This window comes from Streptomyces sp. SCL15-4 (assembly GCF_033366695.1).
Classification (GTDB): Bacteria; Actinomycetota; Actinomycetes; order Streptomycetales; family Streptomycetaceae; genus Streptomyces.
The window spans coordinates 1,361,067-1,375,158 of record NZ_JAOBTQ010000001.1 but is presented as its reverse complement, the minus strand read 5'-3'; the positions used below and the strand labels follow the sequence as shown (position 1 = coordinate 1,375,158).

Genomic DNA, 14,092 nt, shown 5'->3' with positions numbered 1-14,092 from the left:
TCCAGCCACCGTTTCGAGAGGGCACCGGCAGACGGGGGCACAGGATGAGCCAGTCCGACCTCACCACGCGGGACCGCACCGCGCTGCGGGGCTTCCGCACCGGCGACGGACCGCTCCTGCTGGACGCCTGGCGGCGGAGCCTGCCGGCCGACCCCCTCGCCCCGGACCGGCTGCGCACCCTGGTGCTGCTCGACGCCAACTTCGATCCCGAGGGCCTGCGGGTCGCCGTGGCCGGCGGCCGGATCGTCGGCGCCGCCTACGCGGTGCGCCGGCTGACCCCCCTGGCCGGCACCGACACCGAGCCGGAACAGGGCTGGATCCCGTTCTTCTTCGTCGACCCGGCCGCCCGCGGGCGCGGCCTCGGCCGCCGGCTGCTGACCGAGGCCCTGGACTGGCTGCGCGGCCACGGCCGCACCCGGGTGGACTTCGCGTCGTACACCCCGAACTACCTGCTGCCCGGCCTGGACGCCGAGACCTACCCGGAGGCCGCCGGGCTCCTCGCCTCGCTGGGCTTTTGCACGCTGTACGAGGCGGCGGCGATGGACCGCCGCCTGGTCGGCTACCGCCTGCCGGACGAGATCGCGCGCCGCCGGGACGACCTGACGGCGCGCGGCCACCGGTTCGCCACCCCGGCCGACGACGACCTGGTGGACCTGATCGCGCTCGCCGGGACCCGCTTCGGCGCCGACTGGGCCCGCGCCATCCGGGAGGCCTGCGCCGCGGGCCTCCCGGCGGACCGGATCGTCGTCGCCCGCGACCCCAACGGCCGGCTCGCCGGCTGGGCGATGCACGGGACGTACGAGGCGGCCCTGGAGCGGTTCGGCCCGTTCGGGGTGCGCGAGGAACTGCGCGGCACCGGCCTCGGCAAGGTCCTGCTCCACCTGGTCCTGGAGCGGATGCGGGCACGCGGCGCGCACGGCGCGTGGTTTTTGTGGACCGGCGAGGACTCCCCGGCGGGCCACCTGTACCGCCAGGCCGGTTTCACCACGACCCGGGTGTTCCACGTGCTGCGCCGCGAGGCCGCCCGGTGACGCGCCCCGCCCTCGGCCGCCGCCACTTCGCGCTCGCGCTGCCCTCGGCGCTGCTCGCCGCCGGCTGCGCGGGCCCGCACCGGGGCACCGGGCGGCCCGGCGACCCCGTCGTCCTCACCCTGCTGTCCCACTACGCGAGCGGCACGCTCCACCGGGCCCTCCAAGGCCCGGTCGACGAGTGGAACGCCACCCACGACCGGGTCAAGGTGCGCACGAAGGCCGTCGAGTTCACCGACCTGCTGACCACCGTCATGGTCCGCCAGGCCGCCGGCCAGGGCGCCGACATCCTCCACCCGTACTGCCTGTGGAACGGCCAGCTCGTGCGCGCCGGCGTGCTGCGGCCCGCGCCGCCCGAACACGCCGAGCACATCCGGAGCGGCTACGGCGAGGCCGCCGTCGGCGCCGTGACGGTGGACGGCACGGTCTACGGCTATCCCACCGAGGCCCAGACCTACGCCCTCTACTACAACCGGCGGCTGCTGCGCGAGGCCGGCCTCGACGGCCCGCCGCGCACCTGGCCCGAGCTGGAGGAGGCCGCCCGCCGCACCACCCGGCGCGACCGCTACGGCAACCCCCTCATCCAGGGCTTCGGACTGTCGGCCCACGACGACGCCACCACCGTCGGCCAGACCCTCGCCCTGCTGCACGCCGCCGGCGGACGCTTCGTCGCCCCGGACGGCAGGTCCACCGCCATCGACTCCCCGGCCGGCCGCGCCGTGCTCGCCCTGGAGCACCGGCTCGTCGCCCGCGGCGCGAGCGCCCCCGCCGTCGACGTCTACCAGGCCTTCCCGTCCGGACAGGTGGCCATGGTGGTCGGCGCCGGCTGGTGGACCGGGAGCCTGAGACCCCTGATGGGCGGGGACTACCGCGACGTCGGTGTCGCGCCCGTGCCCGTGCCCGAGCCGCACGCCCGGCCCGCCACCCTCGCCACCGGCTTCATGCTGGGCGTCAACACGGCCAGCCGGCATCCGCGCGAGGCCTGGGAGTTCCTGCGCTGGCTCAACGCCGACCGGGTGAGCACGCTCAGAGGCAGCACGGCCACCCGGATGAGCGCCCTCCAGGTGTCCGTCGGCTCGCTCACCGCCCGCGCCGACGACATGCGCGCGCTCCTCGGCACGGGCGGCGACCCCAACCTGCGCCCGTTCCTGGACGCGCTGGCCTACGCGGTACCGGAGCCGAACGTGCCGGGCGCGGCCCGCGCCAAGGCGCTGCTGCGCGAGAACATCGAGGCGCTGTGGACCGGCCGCCGGTCCGTCGACGAGGCGCTGCGCACCACCCGCCGCCAGGTCGACCAGGAGGTGTCCCGGGCATGGTGAACGTCCTGACACCGCGGACCCCCGAACGGCTGCCCACCCCGGGCCCCGCGCCCGCCCGCGACGGCCGCCGCCGGGCCCGGCGCCGCCAGACGGCCGTCGCCTACCTCTTCCTGGCACCGGCGCTGCTGTTCTTCGCGGTCTTCCTCGTCCTGCCGCTCGGCTTCGCCCTGCTGCTCTCGGTCTCCCACTGGACCGGGTTCGACCTCGGCGCCGTCGAACCGGCCGGCCTGGACAACTTCGGCGCGCTCTTCGCCGACGGGTCGACGTTCCTGGTGCCGGTCCTCACCAACACACTGCTGTTCGCCCTGGGCACCGTCGTCCTGGCCGTCACCGGCTCGGTGCTCGTCGCCACCTGCGTCGAGCGGCTGCGGTTCCAGGGCCTGTGGCGCACCCTGTACTTCCTGCCGATCGTCACCACCGTCGTCGCCGTCGGCAACGTCTGGAAGTACATGTACGAGCCGGGCGGCCTGGCCAACGGCGTCCTCAACGCCCTGGGCATCGGCTCGGTGGCGTTCCTCCAGGACCCGGACACCGCGCTGCCCTCCGTCGTGGTCGTCCAGGCCTGGGCCTCGCTCGGCTCGGCGATCCTCGTGCTGACCGCCGGGCTGAAGTCCATCCCCGCGTCGTACCACGAGGCCGCCGCGCTCGACGGCGCCGGCCCCGGCACCGTGTTCCGGCGGATCACCCTGCCGCTGCTGCGGCCGTCCCTGCTGTTCGTGTGCGTCACCCAGTTCCTCACCGGCCTGCAGTCCTTCGCGCTGATCACCGTGATGACCCGGGGCGGACCGGGCGACGCGACCGACGTGGCCGCGCTGGAGATGTACCGGCGGGCCTTCGACTACGGCGACTGGGGCACCGCGAGCGCCGCCGCGTTCGTGCTGTTCGCGGTGGTCCTCCTGGTCACCCTGGCCCAGTTGTGGATCTTCCGGCGGGCGGGGGAGGACGCGTGACGCGCCGGAGCGCACCGTGGCTGTCGTACCTGGTCGTGGCAGCCGGCGCCCTGCTCACGGTGGTGCCGTTCCTCGACATGGTGATGACGTCCTTCAAGGGCCCCGGCGAGGCCGGCACACTGCCGTACCGGTTCCTGCCGAAGGCGTTCGCCCTGTCCAACTACCGCGCGGCCGTCCACCAGCTGAACCTGCCGGTGCTCTTCCGCAACAGCGTCGTCGTCACCGCCGTCGTCACCGCGTCGGTGCTGCTCACCTCGTTGCTCGCGGGCTACGCGCTCGCCAAACTCCGCTTTCCCGGCCGGGACCTCGTCTTCCGGCTGGTGCTGTCGACCATGATGTTCCCGCCGTTCGTCTTCCTCATCCCGCACTTCCTGATCCTGGTGCACTGGCCGCTGGCGGGCGGCAACGACCTGCTCGGACGCGGCGGCGCGGGCCTGACCGTCAGCATCGTGGCGCTCGCCGTGCCGTTCCTCGTCAACGGCTTCGGGATCTTCCTGACCCGCCAGTTCATGCTGTCCCTGCCCGACGAGGTCCTGGAGGCCGCCCGCGTCGACGGCGCCGGCGAGTTCACCGTGTGGTGGCGGATCGTGGTCCCGCAGACCGCACCGGTCCTGGTCACCCTCGGGCTGCTCACCGCCGTCGACGCCTGGAACGAGTACATCTGGGCGCTGCTCGTCTCCACCGCCAACCCGGACCTGATGACCCTGCCCGTCGGCATCCAGCTGCTGCGCGACCACGTCGACCCGGCCCGTACGCTGCCGATCGTCATGGCCGGCCTGGTCCTGAGCGTCCTGCCGGTGCTGGTGCTGTTCCTGCTGCTCCAAAAGCACTACATCCGCGGCGTCATGCTCAGCGGCCTCAAATAACGGTCCCGCCCCCCGGGCATCACGGCCCGGACACAGCGCCGTCCGCGATCTCGACGGCGGCGCCCGGCGGCACCACGATGGGGAGCGGCCGAGGACGGAAGGAGCGCTTTCGCACATGAGCGTGACCGACGCGCCCCTGCGCGCCCTGGCCGTGGACGACGAACGCCCCGCGCTCGACGAACTGCTGTACCTGCTCGGCGAGGACCCGCGGGTCGGCACGGCCGTGCCCGCGCGGGAGGCCGGCGAGGCGCTGCGCCGGCTGAACGACGCCCTGGCGCGGGACCCGGACGGCCCGGAGGGCTTCGACGTCGTCTTCCTCGACATCGACATGCCCGGCCTCGGCGGTCTCGAACTGGCCCGGATGCTGGCCGGGTTCGCCGCGCCGCCGCTGATCGTGTTCGTCACCGCCTACGAGGACTTCGCCGTGCGCGCCTTCGACCTCAAGGCGGTGGACTACCTGCTCAAACCGCTCCGCAAGGAGCGCTTCGCCGAGGCCGTACGACGCGTCGCCGAACTGGTCCGGGCCGGTCAGGGACCCCGCCCGGCCGCGCCCTGGACGCCCGCGCCCGCCGCGCCCGGCCCCGGCGGTCACGTGCCCGTGGAACTGGGCGGAGTGACCCGGTTCGTGCCCCTCGCCGACATCACCCATGTCGAGGCCCAGGGCGACTACGCGCGGCTGCACACCGGCGAGGGCAGCCATCTGGTGCGGATCCCGCTGTCCACGCTGGAGGAGCAGTGGCGCGCGCACGGCTTCGTCCGCATCCACCGCAGCCGGCTCGTCGCCCTCGGCCGGATCGAGGAACTCCGTGTCGAAGGCGGTAATCTGACGGTCCGTATCGGCGACCGGACGCTCGCCGTGAGCCGCCGCAACGCCCGCGAACTGCGGGACCTGCTGACCGGCCGGGCGACGGGCCGGGCACGCTGAGGGCAGTGCGGAACCGGGTGCTAGGTTCAGCCCATGGACGCAGGTCACCCCACACCGGCGAAGCCGGACGGCCTCCCGGTGCTCCCCGCGCGCCACGGCTCGTTCTCCGTCGGCACAGACTTCACGGTGCCCCGCGCCGAGGTCTTCCGCGGCTTCGCCGAACCCTCCCTGCGCGGCCGCTGGTTCCGCCTCCCCGGCCCCTCCGAAACCGCCGGACACGAGCTGGACTTCCGGGTCGGCGGCGGCGAGAGCGCCCGCAACGTCTTCGTCTCCGGCGGCACCGAGGAGCGTCTCGCCTACCGTTCCCGCTTCCTCGACATCGTCCCGGACACCCGGATCGTGTACGTCTACGAGGCCGAGGTCGACGACGTCCGCCGCTGGATCTCCCTCGTCACCGTCGAACTCTCCGACGAGCCGGCCGGCTGCCGCCTGCTGTGGCACGAGCAGTACACCTGGCTCGCGCCCGGCTCGGACGGCGACCAGGACGCCGCCCATCTGCGCGGCGGCACCCGTCTGCTGCTCAACGGCCTGACCACGGTGGTCGATCCGGACCGCCACCGCGGTCTCGGGCGCCGCCCGGCGCCGTAGCCGCCGCTCACAGCCGGACGCGCAGATGGCGGGGGCCGCGCAGCATGGCGTTCTGCCGGTACGGCGGCGGGTCCTCGACCAGCCGGGCGGTCCGCAGCCGGGGCAGCAGCGCGCCCAGTGCCGTCTGGGCCTCGATCCGGGCGAGCGGCGCGCCGTAGCACAGGTGGATGCCGCTGCCGAAGCCCAGGTGCTCGTTGTCCGCGCGGCCGGGGTCGAACCGGTCCGGGTCGGGAAACCGCCGGGAGTCGCGGTTGCCGGAGGCCAGCGCCAGCATCACGGAGGTGCCCGCGGGCAGGGTGGTGCCGGCCACCTCGATGTCCACCAGGGGCACCCGCTCCCGCAGGTGGACCGGAGGCTCGTAGCGCAGCAACTCCTCCACCGCGACCGGCAGCAGCCCGGGTTCCCGGGACAGCCGCCGAAGGTGCTCGGGCCCGCGCAGCAGGGTCAGCACGCCGTTGGTGATCAGGTTGACCGTGGTCTCGTGCCCCGCGATGAGCAGCAGCGCGGCGGTCACCGCGAGTTCCTGCGAGGTCAGCCGCAAAGACGGGTCGGGCTCGTTGACGAAGGCGGAGAGCATGTCGTCGGCCGGCCGGCCGCGGCGCCGCTCGGCGAGGTCCAGCAGATACTGCCGCAGCTCGGCGCCGGCCCGGTCACCGGCCCGCTCCACCTCCGTGGTGTCCTCGCCCGGCCGGATGTCGGCGGTCGCCACCAGGGCGTCGGACCAGGCCCTGAACCGCGGCTCGTCCTCGCGCGGCACGCCGAGCAGCCGGCAGATCACGATGACCGGCAGCGGATAGGCGAAGTCGTCCACGATGTCGACCGGCCGGTCCGCCGGCAGGCCCGCCAGCAGCTCCTCGGTGATGCGCGCGATCTCCCCGCGCATGGCGTCGACCCGGTGCGGGCTGTGCGGGGGGCCGAACGGCCGCATGGCCAGGGTGCGCAGCCGGTGGTGCTCGGGGTCGTCGAGCCGCAGGAACGACGCGTCCCGGCTCCCCTCGTACGGCGTCGGCGTGGTGCGGGCCCGCTCGTCGGCGCTCATCCGGGGATCGTGCAGCAGCGCGGCGATCTCGTGGTAGCCGCCGACCAGGAAGGAGCCGTCGTCCTGCCGCAGCACCGGCCCGGCCGCCCGCGCTCGCGCGTACAGCGGGTAGGGATCGGGGCGGCTCGCGTAGTCGGTGATCCGGGCCAGCAGGGTGCCGGGGGCCATGGCGGCTCCTCGTGGTCGGGCGGGACGCGGGTCAGCCGGGCGGCTGCACCACCATCAGCGCTCGGTCGGGCAGATGACCGGTGAGCGCCACGACGGGTTCGTGGGACAGCCCCTTCGGGTCCGGCACGTCCGAGGGCAGCGGGATGTCGGCCGTGAGCGCGCGGTCCGCCGCGCCGGGCGGGGGCGGGAACGGGGCGGCGGTCTCGATGAGATGCCGGTAGTAGTCGACCGACTTGGCCATGTCGACGGTGACCGCGGCGGTGACCCGGCCCCGGTAGCCGTAGACCATCGCCAGCCGGCCCGCCTCCAGCGATCCCTGGGCGATGACGATGTGGTCGGAGTAGGTCGGCACGCCCACCGACTTGATGTTCAGGCCGAACTGGGTGGACCAGAACACCGGCAGGGACAGGTGCGGGCGGCGCAGCGGCCCGGGGCTGACCATGTTGTGGGCCGCCACCTCGGCCTGCGCGACCGCGTTGCCCCAGTGCTCCAGCGAGAGCATCTGGTAGCCGAACAGCGGATGCGGGAACCGGGAGACGTCCCCGGCCACGAAGATGTCGTCGGTGACGATCCCGTACCGGGTGAAGGCCCGGCACCCCGCGTCGCAGGCGATCCCGCGCGGGCCCGCCGCCAGCCCCGACTCCGCCAGCCACTCCACGTTGCGCACCGCGCCCAGCGCCACCACGCACACGTCCGCCTCGACGCGGGTCCCGTCGGACAGATCCGCCCCGGTGAACCGGCCGGCACCGTCGCCGAGCAGCGCGGTCACCGTCACCCCGCAGCGCAGGTCCACCCCGTGCTCGCGGTGCATCAGGGCCGCGAGCCGGGACAGCGTCCCGCCGAGCGCGCCGACCAGCGGATCGGGGCCGCGTTCGGCGACCGTCACCTGAAGTCCCCGCTTGCGGCAGGCCGAGGCGATCTCCGAACCGGTGAATCCGGCGCCGACGACCAGCACCCGTCCGGGTCCGGCGGCCAGCCGCGCCGCCAGCCCCGTCGCGTCCTCGCGCGTGCGCAGGGTGAACACGCCGTCCAGGGCCGCGCCGGCCGGGTCGGGCCAGGGCCGCGCCCGGGTCCCGGTGGCGATGAGCAGCCGGTCGTACGGCAGTGACTCCCCGTCGGCCAGCAGCACCCGCCGGGCCAGCGGGTCCAGCCCGGTGGCGGCCACGCCGAGACGCCACTCGGCGTCCGGGTCCCGGCGCACCGGCAGTCCCGTGCTGTCCGCGGGGGCCTCGTCGAGCAGCACCTGCTTGGACAGCGGCGGCCGGTCGTAGGGCGGATGGGGTTCGTCCCCGACCACGGTCAGCGAACCGGTGAAACCCTCGTCCCGGAGCGTCTCGGCGGCCCGCAGCCCGGCGAGCGAGGCGCCGACGACGACGATGCGGCCGTCCCGCGCCTCACCCGCCACCGGTGCCCACCTCCTCGCCGACGAGGATCGCCCGCACCGGGCAGGCGGCCGCAACCTGGCGGACGCGCTCCAGCCGGTCGTCGGGCACCGACGGCTTGTACAGCAGGCCTTCCTCACCGTGCAACCGGAAGACGTCCGGGGCGAGGAACACACACTGCGCGTAGCCCTGGCAGCGCGTGAGATCCACGACGATCTGCATGGCCGTCGCTCTTCCTGCTCGGCTGACCGCTGACCGTCCCATCATGGGCGGCCCGGCACCCGCCCGCCACGCGAGCGGGACGGCGCCGCGGGCGCCCCTCAGTCGGCGCCGGGCTGGACCAGCTTGAAGGCGAGCCGGGCACCGGCCCGGTGCACGGAGTGGCGCAGCCGCGCGGTGAGCGGGCGGGCCGGTGGAGCGGGGGTCCGGCCGGCCAGTCGGGGGAAGAGCGCTTCGGCGTTCGTACGGTTGACGGCGGTCAGGGTGCCGGGGTCCACGTGGGTGTCCAGGCCGGCCGCGAAGTACTGCCCGGCGGCGGTGGGCGCGAACGGCCAATCGCTGCCGAACAGCACGTGCCCGGGACGGGCGAAGCCCAGCAGGGTGGGCAGGGCCGCCGGGCTGGAGGTCAGCGCGGTGTCGAAGTAGAAGGACCGGAAGTCCTCCAGCACGTCCAGCGGGCAGCGCCCGGTCTCGTTCGCGATGGTGACGGCCATGCGGTGGGAGGCGTACGGGACGAAGCCGCCGCCGTGGCTCAGCACGAACCGGATGTTCGGGCAGTCGCGCACGATGCCGCCGCGCACCAGGAGGTAGGCGGCGCGGGTGGTGTCCAGCAGGAAGTCGGCGGCGAACGGCGGGATGTCCTTGATCGCGGGCGCCGGCAGCTCGGCCGGGTGGACGAACACCACGGCGCCGTGCTCGTCCAGGCACCGCCACAGCGCGTCCTGGCCGGGCGCGCCGAGGTAGACGCCCTGGGTGTTGGCGAGCAGGGTGACCCCGTCGGCCCCCAGCGAGAGCAGGGCCCGGCGCGCCTCGTTCACGGCGGCGTCGGCGTCCGGCATGGGCAGGGTGGCGAACCAGCCGAAACGGCCGGGGTGGTCGGCGGCCAGGGCCGCGGAGAAGTCGTTGAGCCGCCGGGCCAGGCCGGCGGCCTCGGCCGGGTCGCTGAGGAACCCGGTCCCGGGCGTGGAGACGGACACCACGGCCGTGGCGGTGCCCAGCTGGTCCATCGACTCCAGCGCCGCCTGCGGACTCCAGTCGGGCAGGGCGCGGCCACCCGCCTCGGCGATGCCCGCCTGGGCGAGCAGGGCGCCGTAGAAGGGCGGTGTGACGTGCTGGTGGACGTCGATCCGGCGAAGTGCGGCGGGCATGCGGTGACCTGCTGACTCTCTCTCGGGGATGGTTTTCCGGACGGCACCGGCGGGCGGGCGGTTGTCAGCCGTTCGTCACCGCCACCGGCCCGCGGGCCGGTGCGCGCTCCTGCCGGTGCGACCGGCGCCGACGGCGGGCGCGGTGGTCGCGGTGCCGGACGGCACCCGTCGGCCGGGGTCCGGGAAGGTGCCGTAACCGGTGGCGACGTCCGGCCGGGCGGGGCGGGGCGGGATGCGCGCACCGGGGCCGGGCGGGCCGCCGGGCGCTCGCGGCGCGTCGCCGGCCGGCCGGGGTCATCGGACGCACTCCGCCGCCATGCGGATGCCCGTCTCGTACACCTGCCGGGCGTGGAACTGGAACAGCTCGACCAGGTCGATGCTGTCGCCGTTGAACTCGCGCTGGACGAACAGTCCGTCGGCGCCCGCGATGGCATAGGTGGTCAGCAGGCGCACCGCGTCGTCGTCCAGGTGCGGCAGCACGAACCGGACGACTTGCTCGATCCGCTGCCGTGCGATGGCGCGGACCTGGAAGAACACCGCCCGGCTGCGCGGTTCCTCGGGCCGCCGCTCCAGGGCGAGCATGAGGCCGAGGCGCAGGAAGTCCGGTTCGTTCACCAGGGACCTGGCCACGTTCGCCGCCATGATCACGACCCGGTCCAGGGGAGTGCCGGCCTCCTCGCCCGGCAGCTCGACGGCCGCGAGCCAGGTCTCGAAGCTGCGCTCGATGACCGCGGTGATCAGGTCGTCCTTGTCCTGGAAGTGCCAGTAGATGGAGCTGGCCGGCAGTCCGCAGCGGGAGCTGACCGCCGCGATGGACGTGCCCTCGTAACCGCGTTCGCCCGCGATGGCCACCGCCGCGTCGAGGATCCGCTGCCGCGACTCCACGCCGTTGGCACGTTTCTTGCCCGCCGTCCGCGGCCCGGTCATGCACAAGTCCCTTGCGTCGACCCGCTCTCGCCTCTGTCGGGCGCGAGCTTACCGTAGCGCCTGCTCCAATTGGAGCAGGCGCTACAGCAAGCCGCCGAAAAGAGGACGCGCGGATGCGGCACCCGGCGTCCTCATCTGCCGCGAGCGATCCCGGAGTCGGCTGGACGAGCCTCCGTGTTCCGGGCCGGTCAGTCCTCGACCCATCCGTGGCTCTCGCTGAACTTCACCAGCGCGCCGCGGATGGCGAGGATCTGCTCGGCGGTCAGCAAGGGGCCGGTGTTCAGCAGGAGTTCCGTCACCTCGCGCCGGTACTCCGCGGCGCTGAGCACATCGCACATCGGATGGCCGGACTCGTCCAGCACCACCGGCCGGCCCGCCGCGGCCGATCGCCGGGGCGGGGCGGGATCGACGCCCTCGGCGAGCCGGACGTTCGACGCCTTCGGCCCCCGCTCGCCGTTCTCCACGTCGAACTCCACGACGAGACCCGAGCGCAGGTACTCCTCGGGAATCAGCGAATCGTTCACGTGCAGGAAGACGTCCTCTCCGCCGCCTTCCGGCGCGACGAACCCGTAACCACGCGCACTGTCGAACCGGACGACACGACCCGCGACCATGCGGACCCCCCAACTCCTCGACACCACAGACCACCCGGGACCCGTTCCCGGAAATTCCGTAGGGATGGTAGCCGCGTCCCGCCTCCGGCCGGCGGGTTTTTCCGTCAGGCATGATCAGGGGCATGGCACACGCACACCTGCCGACCACCGAGGCCGCCGTCACCGCGATACGCGAGGTGGCGGCGGAATTCGGCCTGTCCCTGTCGGTCACCGACGACATCGGGGCGGACCGTACGTCGCGTCGCACGTCGGCCCCGCTCTTCACGGTGCTCGATCCCGACGGCTCCCTCCCGCACGAGGCGTTCGTCGACCTGGCGGGCCCGCCGTCGGTGAGCGTCCGGCTCTTCCCCGAGGACGACGCGAAGATCACCGTGGAGGGCGTGGAGTTCCACGACGTCCCCCGCGACTCGGTCCCTTCGTTCCTCCGCTCCGTCTACGGCGGCCTGGCCTTCACCAAGGGCCGCCTGTTTCCCCCCGGCCACTGGCTGGTCGTGCCGCTGCCCTGCGACGAGACCTGCAAGGAACCGGTCCCGGCCCCCGCACTGACCCCCTGGCTCTCCGGCCGCACCCGTCGCTGACAGGCCCCGAGCGGACCCGGGTGCCGTCCGTTCCCGGACCGGACCCGCCGCGCCCGTTCCGCGTCGCACCGGTGTGCCGGGCCTTCTCCGGAGAGCCGAGCGCGCCCGTGCCGGTCCGTTCGGGCGGTCCCGTTCAGGCGGTCGCGGTGAAACCGTGGCGGGCGGCCAGGCGTCTCAGCGAGGCGATGCCGGGTATGCCGTCGGCGGCGTCGCCGGTATAGGAGCCGCCGGCCTTGCTGCGCTGCCACGCCGCGTACGCGGCAACCGTCTTGGAGCCGAAGGAGCCATCGGCGTACCGGCGCTGGAGGAGACCCTCGGCGACGAGGGCGTTCTCGAGGACGCGGACCTCGGCCGGATAGGTGGTGTGTCCGTCCCGGGCCGGCACGTCCTTCTTCGCGGCGGCGACCAGGTGGGCGACGCTGACCTTCGGCTTGTTCGGCCTCGGCGGCGTGGGACCGGCCTGGTACAGCACCTTGGCGGTGTCGATCGCCCCCGGATCACCGTGGTCGTTGCCCGGCACGTCGACATGCCCGAAGTGGCCGCCCGCGGACCGCCAGACGGACCGCGAGCGGGACTTGCCCGGCCCCGGGTACGCCGCCGGGCGTCCGGCCGGGAACAGGTCCGGCACGTCCCAGGAGCGGACCGCGGCCAGGATCTTCCGCCAGCCCGGCTTCTTCGCCGGATCCCAGCCGGTGGTCCAGGGCTTGCGGGCGCGGCCGAGGACCTCGATCTGGATGCAGACCCTGCCCTCGCGGTTGGTCCGTCGGGCGCCGTCGTTGCGCAGGGCCCGGGCGCTCAGGTGGAGCGATCCGAACTGGCCGACCCGGTCGGTCACCGGGCAGTAGATCAGTTGCGGCTCGCAGGCCACGAGCATCAGGTACGACCCGACGGACTCCAGATACCTGCCCCCGGCCGGGGACTCGGTGGTGTGGTGCACGACCCGGGGCGGATGGCCGGGAGTGTCCATCGCCCCGCCGATGACGCCGTCGCCGAGCCGGATCGCGCCGGGGATCCACCGGGTGCCGGCCAGGCCGTGCACCGGCTCGCCGGCGAGCGGCGGGTCGTCGGTGGCAAAGTGGCCGCCGGCCGGGCGGGACCGAGGGTCCGGGGCGCGGACGACGAACGGCTCGGCGTCCACCGGCTCGTACCAGTCGAGGTCGCCGTCCTCGCGCAGCACGAAGACCGAGCCGGGACGGCGCGGGTGCCGGACGGCGGAGCGGGGCGCGGTCTCGACGGCGGCCATGGCGAGCGCCTCGTCGACGTGTGCCTGGCTCACCTCGCCGCAGTAGACGACGGATCTGTCGGGGCGGACGACGGCGGCGTGGAAGGTGGTCATGGCACTCCTCGTGAGGCGTGGGGTTCGTGGACGGCGCCGAGGCGCTCGCGCGGTACGCGGTAGGGGACGCGAGGGCAGGCGCGGGAGAGGCCGCTGCCGGTCCGCCCCCGGGGAGTTACGCGGCCGCGGCACGATGTGTTCGGCAATGGCGTGGCCCTCGTGGTGCTGAAGGGTGTCACCTGAGGCCGGGGCGCACACCTCGGGTCGTATTCGAAAAAGCCGAGGAGATCAGGTGGGGAAGGGCTGAAGACGTGACTGTTCGCCGTGGCCGGTGCGCAGAGGCACGAGGTCGCGCAGCGAGGTGGAGGGTTCCAGCCCCAATTCCTCCCGCAGAACGCGGCGGCACTGTTCGAATTGGCGCAGCGCCGCGCCCCTATTTCCGGCAGCCAAATGCGCCTTCATGAGGACGCGGTGGGCGCTTTCCCGCAAGGGCTCGGTACGTACGGCGGCGAGTCCGGCGGCGACGGCTTCGCCGTAGCGCCGGGCCGATGTCAGCCGCTCGGTCATCGCTTCCAAGGCGTAAAGCCGCAGCTGACGGTATTGCTCCTGCTCGATCATCATCCAGTCGTTTTCCGGCCATTCCGGCAGGAGGTCCACCGACAGATCCGCCAGCGTCTGCATGGTGAGGATGTCGTCGCACGGGCGTGAGCTGTCGAGCAGTCGGTGCGCGCGAGCCACCGACTCGTGCAGGTCAACGACGATGTGCTGGGAGAGAGCCAGCTCGCGCGCGGTCGCGTCGATGACGGGGTGACCCGTGCGCGCCGCTCGCCAAAGAGACGATCTCAGGCTCGCGTTGGCGCGCGACGCCGTGACGTCCGGCCAGAGGATTCCGGCCACGTAGGCGCGGGACCGCGGCATCCCCTGCAAAGCCAGGAATGCGAGGAGTCGCTGGGTGCCGGAGCAAACCGGAATGCGTGAGTGGTCAACCGCGAGAGTGAAGCCCTTGAGTAGCCTCAACGTAATGATATGTGCTTGTCCGTTCATCGACGCCCCCGGTACCGATGC

General features: G+C 73.6%; 15 protein-coding genes. 7 read left to right on the top strand and 8 right to left on the bottom strand.

Annotation, left to right across the window (positions count from 1 at the left end):
* The first annotated feature begins 44 nt into the window (after positions 1-44).
* The 6 genes from SCK26_RS05655 to SCK26_RS05630 all read left to right on the top strand — a co-directional run bounded on the left by SCK26_RS05655 (position 45) and on the right by SCK26_RS05630 (position 5,676).
* On the top strand, positions 45-1,031 hold the full coding sequence (locus SCK26_RS05655) for a GNAT family N-acetyltransferase (protein ID WP_318200154.1): 987 nt from the start codon (positions 45-47) through the stop codon (positions 1,029-1,031).
* The gene (locus tag SCK26_RS05650) at positions 1,028-2,347 is read left to right on the top strand and encodes an ABC transporter substrate-binding protein (RefSeq protein ID WP_318200153.1); all 1,320 of its coding nucleotides are present in this window, start codon (positions 1,028-1,030) and stop codon (positions 2,345-2,347) included. Before SCK26_RS05655 ends, SCK26_RS05650 begins: the two co-directional genes overlap by 4 nt.
* Positions 2,341-3,297: a sugar ABC transporter permease gene (locus SCK26_RS05645; protein ID WP_318200152.1), complete on the top strand. Its 957-nt coding sequence runs from the start codon at positions 2,341-2,343 to the stop codon at positions 3,295-3,297. Before SCK26_RS05650 ends, SCK26_RS05645 begins: the two co-directional genes overlap by 7 nt.
* Positions 3,294-4,163, top strand: a complete 870-nt coding sequence (locus SCK26_RS05640; RefSeq protein WP_318200151.1) for a carbohydrate ABC transporter permease — start codon at positions 3,294-3,296, stop codon at positions 4,161-4,163. The genes SCK26_RS05645 and SCK26_RS05640 overlap by 4 nt, the downstream gene beginning before the upstream one ends.
* A 115-nt stretch (positions 4,164-4,278) precedes the next feature.
* A complete protein-coding gene (locus SCK26_RS05635; protein ID WP_318200150.1) occupies positions 4,279-5,088 on the top strand; it encodes a LytTR family DNA-binding domain-containing protein in 810 nt (269 codons plus the stop codon).
* A 33-nt stretch (positions 5,089-5,121) separates the two neighbouring features.
* Positions 5,122-5,676, top strand: a complete 555-nt coding sequence (locus tag SCK26_RS05630) for an SRPBCC domain-containing protein (RefSeq protein WP_318200149.1) — start codon at positions 5,122-5,124, stop codon at positions 5,674-5,676.
* A gap of 7 nt (positions 5,677-5,683) precedes the next feature.
* Here the strand turns inward: SCK26_RS05630 and SCK26_RS05625 are convergent, their stop codons facing one another.
* From SCK26_RS05625 to SCK26_RS05600, 6 genes are all read right to left on the bottom strand, one after another.
* Positions 5,684-6,883 carry a cytochrome P450 gene (locus tag SCK26_RS05625; protein ID WP_318200148.1) on the bottom strand — a complete coding sequence of 400 codons (1,200 nt, stop codon included), beginning with the start codon at positions 6,881-6,883 and terminating at the stop codon, positions 5,684-5,686.
* Positions 6,884-6,914: 31 nt separating this feature from the next.
* Positions 6,915-8,288, bottom strand: coding sequence for an NAD(P)/FAD-dependent oxidoreductase (locus SCK26_RS05620; RefSeq protein ID WP_318200147.1), 1,374 nt, complete (start codon positions 8,286-8,288; stop codon positions 6,915-6,917).
* Positions 8,278-8,487 carry a ferredoxin gene (locus SCK26_RS05615; protein ID WP_318200146.1) on the bottom strand — a complete coding sequence of 70 codons (210 nt, stop codon included), beginning with the start codon at positions 8,485-8,487 and terminating at the stop codon, positions 8,278-8,280. Before SCK26_RS05615 ends, SCK26_RS05620 begins: the two co-directional genes overlap by 11 nt.
* 98 nt (positions 8,488-8,585) lie before the next feature.
* Positions 8,586-9,632, bottom strand: coding sequence for an amidohydrolase family protein (locus SCK26_RS05610; RefSeq protein WP_318200145.1), 1,047 nt, complete (start codon positions 9,630-9,632; stop codon positions 8,586-8,588).
* Positions 9,633-9,926: 294 nt separating this feature from the next.
* On the bottom strand, positions 9,927-10,559 hold the full coding sequence (locus tag SCK26_RS05605) for a TetR/AcrR family transcriptional regulator (RefSeq protein ID WP_318200144.1): 633 nt from the start codon (positions 10,557-10,559) through the stop codon (positions 9,927-9,929).
* A gap of 188 nt (positions 10,560-10,747) precedes the next feature.
* Positions 10,748-11,173, bottom strand: a complete 426-nt coding sequence (locus SCK26_RS05600; RefSeq protein WP_318200143.1) for a cold-shock protein — start codon at positions 11,171-11,173, stop codon at positions 10,748-10,750.
* Between the two features lie 122 nt (positions 11,174-11,295).
* Here SCK26_RS05600 and SCK26_RS05595 point away from each other — a divergent pair, with 122 nt between their 5' ends.
* Entirely contained in the window at positions 11,296-11,751 is a 456-nt protein-coding gene (locus tag SCK26_RS05595) for a hypothetical protein (protein ID WP_318200142.1), read from the top strand.
* Positions 11,752-11,884: 133 nt separating this feature from the next.
* Here the strand turns inward: SCK26_RS05595 and SCK26_RS05590 are convergent, their stop codons facing one another.
* Positions 11,885-13,087 carry a peptidoglycan-binding protein LysM gene (locus SCK26_RS05590; protein WP_318200141.1) on the bottom strand — a complete coding sequence of 401 codons (1,203 nt, stop codon included), beginning with the start codon at positions 13,085-13,087 and terminating at the stop codon, positions 11,885-11,887.
* 228 nt (positions 13,088-13,315) lie between these two features.
* Complete coding sequence (locus SCK26_RS05585) at positions 13,316-14,071, bottom strand: AfsR/SARP family transcriptional regulator (RefSeq protein ID WP_318200140.1); 756 nt, start codon at positions 14,069-14,071, stop codon at positions 13,316-13,318.
* Positions 14,072-14,092: the final 21 nt, after the last annotated feature.

Bases quoted from the DNA above. Each gene is read 5' to 3' on its own strand.
- SCK26_RS05610 (WP_318200145.1), bottom strand. From the start codon at position 9,632: ATGCCCGCCGCACTTCGCCGGATCGACGTCCACCAGCACGTCACACCG.
- SCK26_RS05605 (WP_318200144.1), bottom strand. From the start codon at position 10,559: ATGACCGGGCCGCGGACGGCGGGCAAGAAACGTGCCAACGGCGTGGAG.
- SCK26_RS05655 (WP_318200154.1), top strand. From the start codon at position 45: ATGAGCCAGTCCGACCTCACCACGCGGGACCGCACCGCGCTGCGGGGC.
- SCK26_RS05645 (WP_318200152.1), top strand. From the start codon at position 2,341: ATGGTGAACGTCCTGACACCGCGGACCCCCGAACGGCTGCCCACCCCG.
- SCK26_RS05625 (WP_318200148.1), bottom strand. From the start codon at position 6,883: ATGGCCCCCGGCACCCTGCTGGCCCGGATCACCGACTACGCGAGCCGC.
- SCK26_RS05615 (WP_318200146.1), bottom strand. From the start codon at position 8,487: ATGCAGATCGTCGTGGATCTCACGCGCTGCCAGGGCTACGCGCAGTGT.
- SCK26_RS05585 (WP_318200140.1), bottom strand. From the start codon at position 14,071: ATGAACGGACAAGCACATATCATTACGTTGAGGCTACTCAAGGGCTTC.
- SCK26_RS05600 (WP_318200143.1), bottom strand. From the start codon at position 11,173: ATGGTCGCGGGTCGTGTCGTCCGGTTCGACAGTGCGCGTGGTTACGGG.
- SCK26_RS05635 (WP_318200150.1), top strand. From the start codon at position 4,279: ATGAGCGTGACCGACGCGCCCCTGCGCGCCCTGGCCGTGGACGACGAA.
- SCK26_RS05595 (WP_318200142.1), top strand. From the start codon at position 11,296: ATGGCACACGCACACCTGCCGACCACCGAGGCCGCCGTCACCGCGATA.
- SCK26_RS05590 (WP_318200141.1), bottom strand. From the start codon at position 13,087: ATGACCACCTTCCACGCCGCCGTCGTCCGCCCCGACAGATCCGTCGTC.
- SCK26_RS05630 (WP_318200149.1), top strand. From the start codon at position 5,122: ATGGACGCAGGTCACCCCACACCGGCGAAGCCGGACGGCCTCCCGGTG.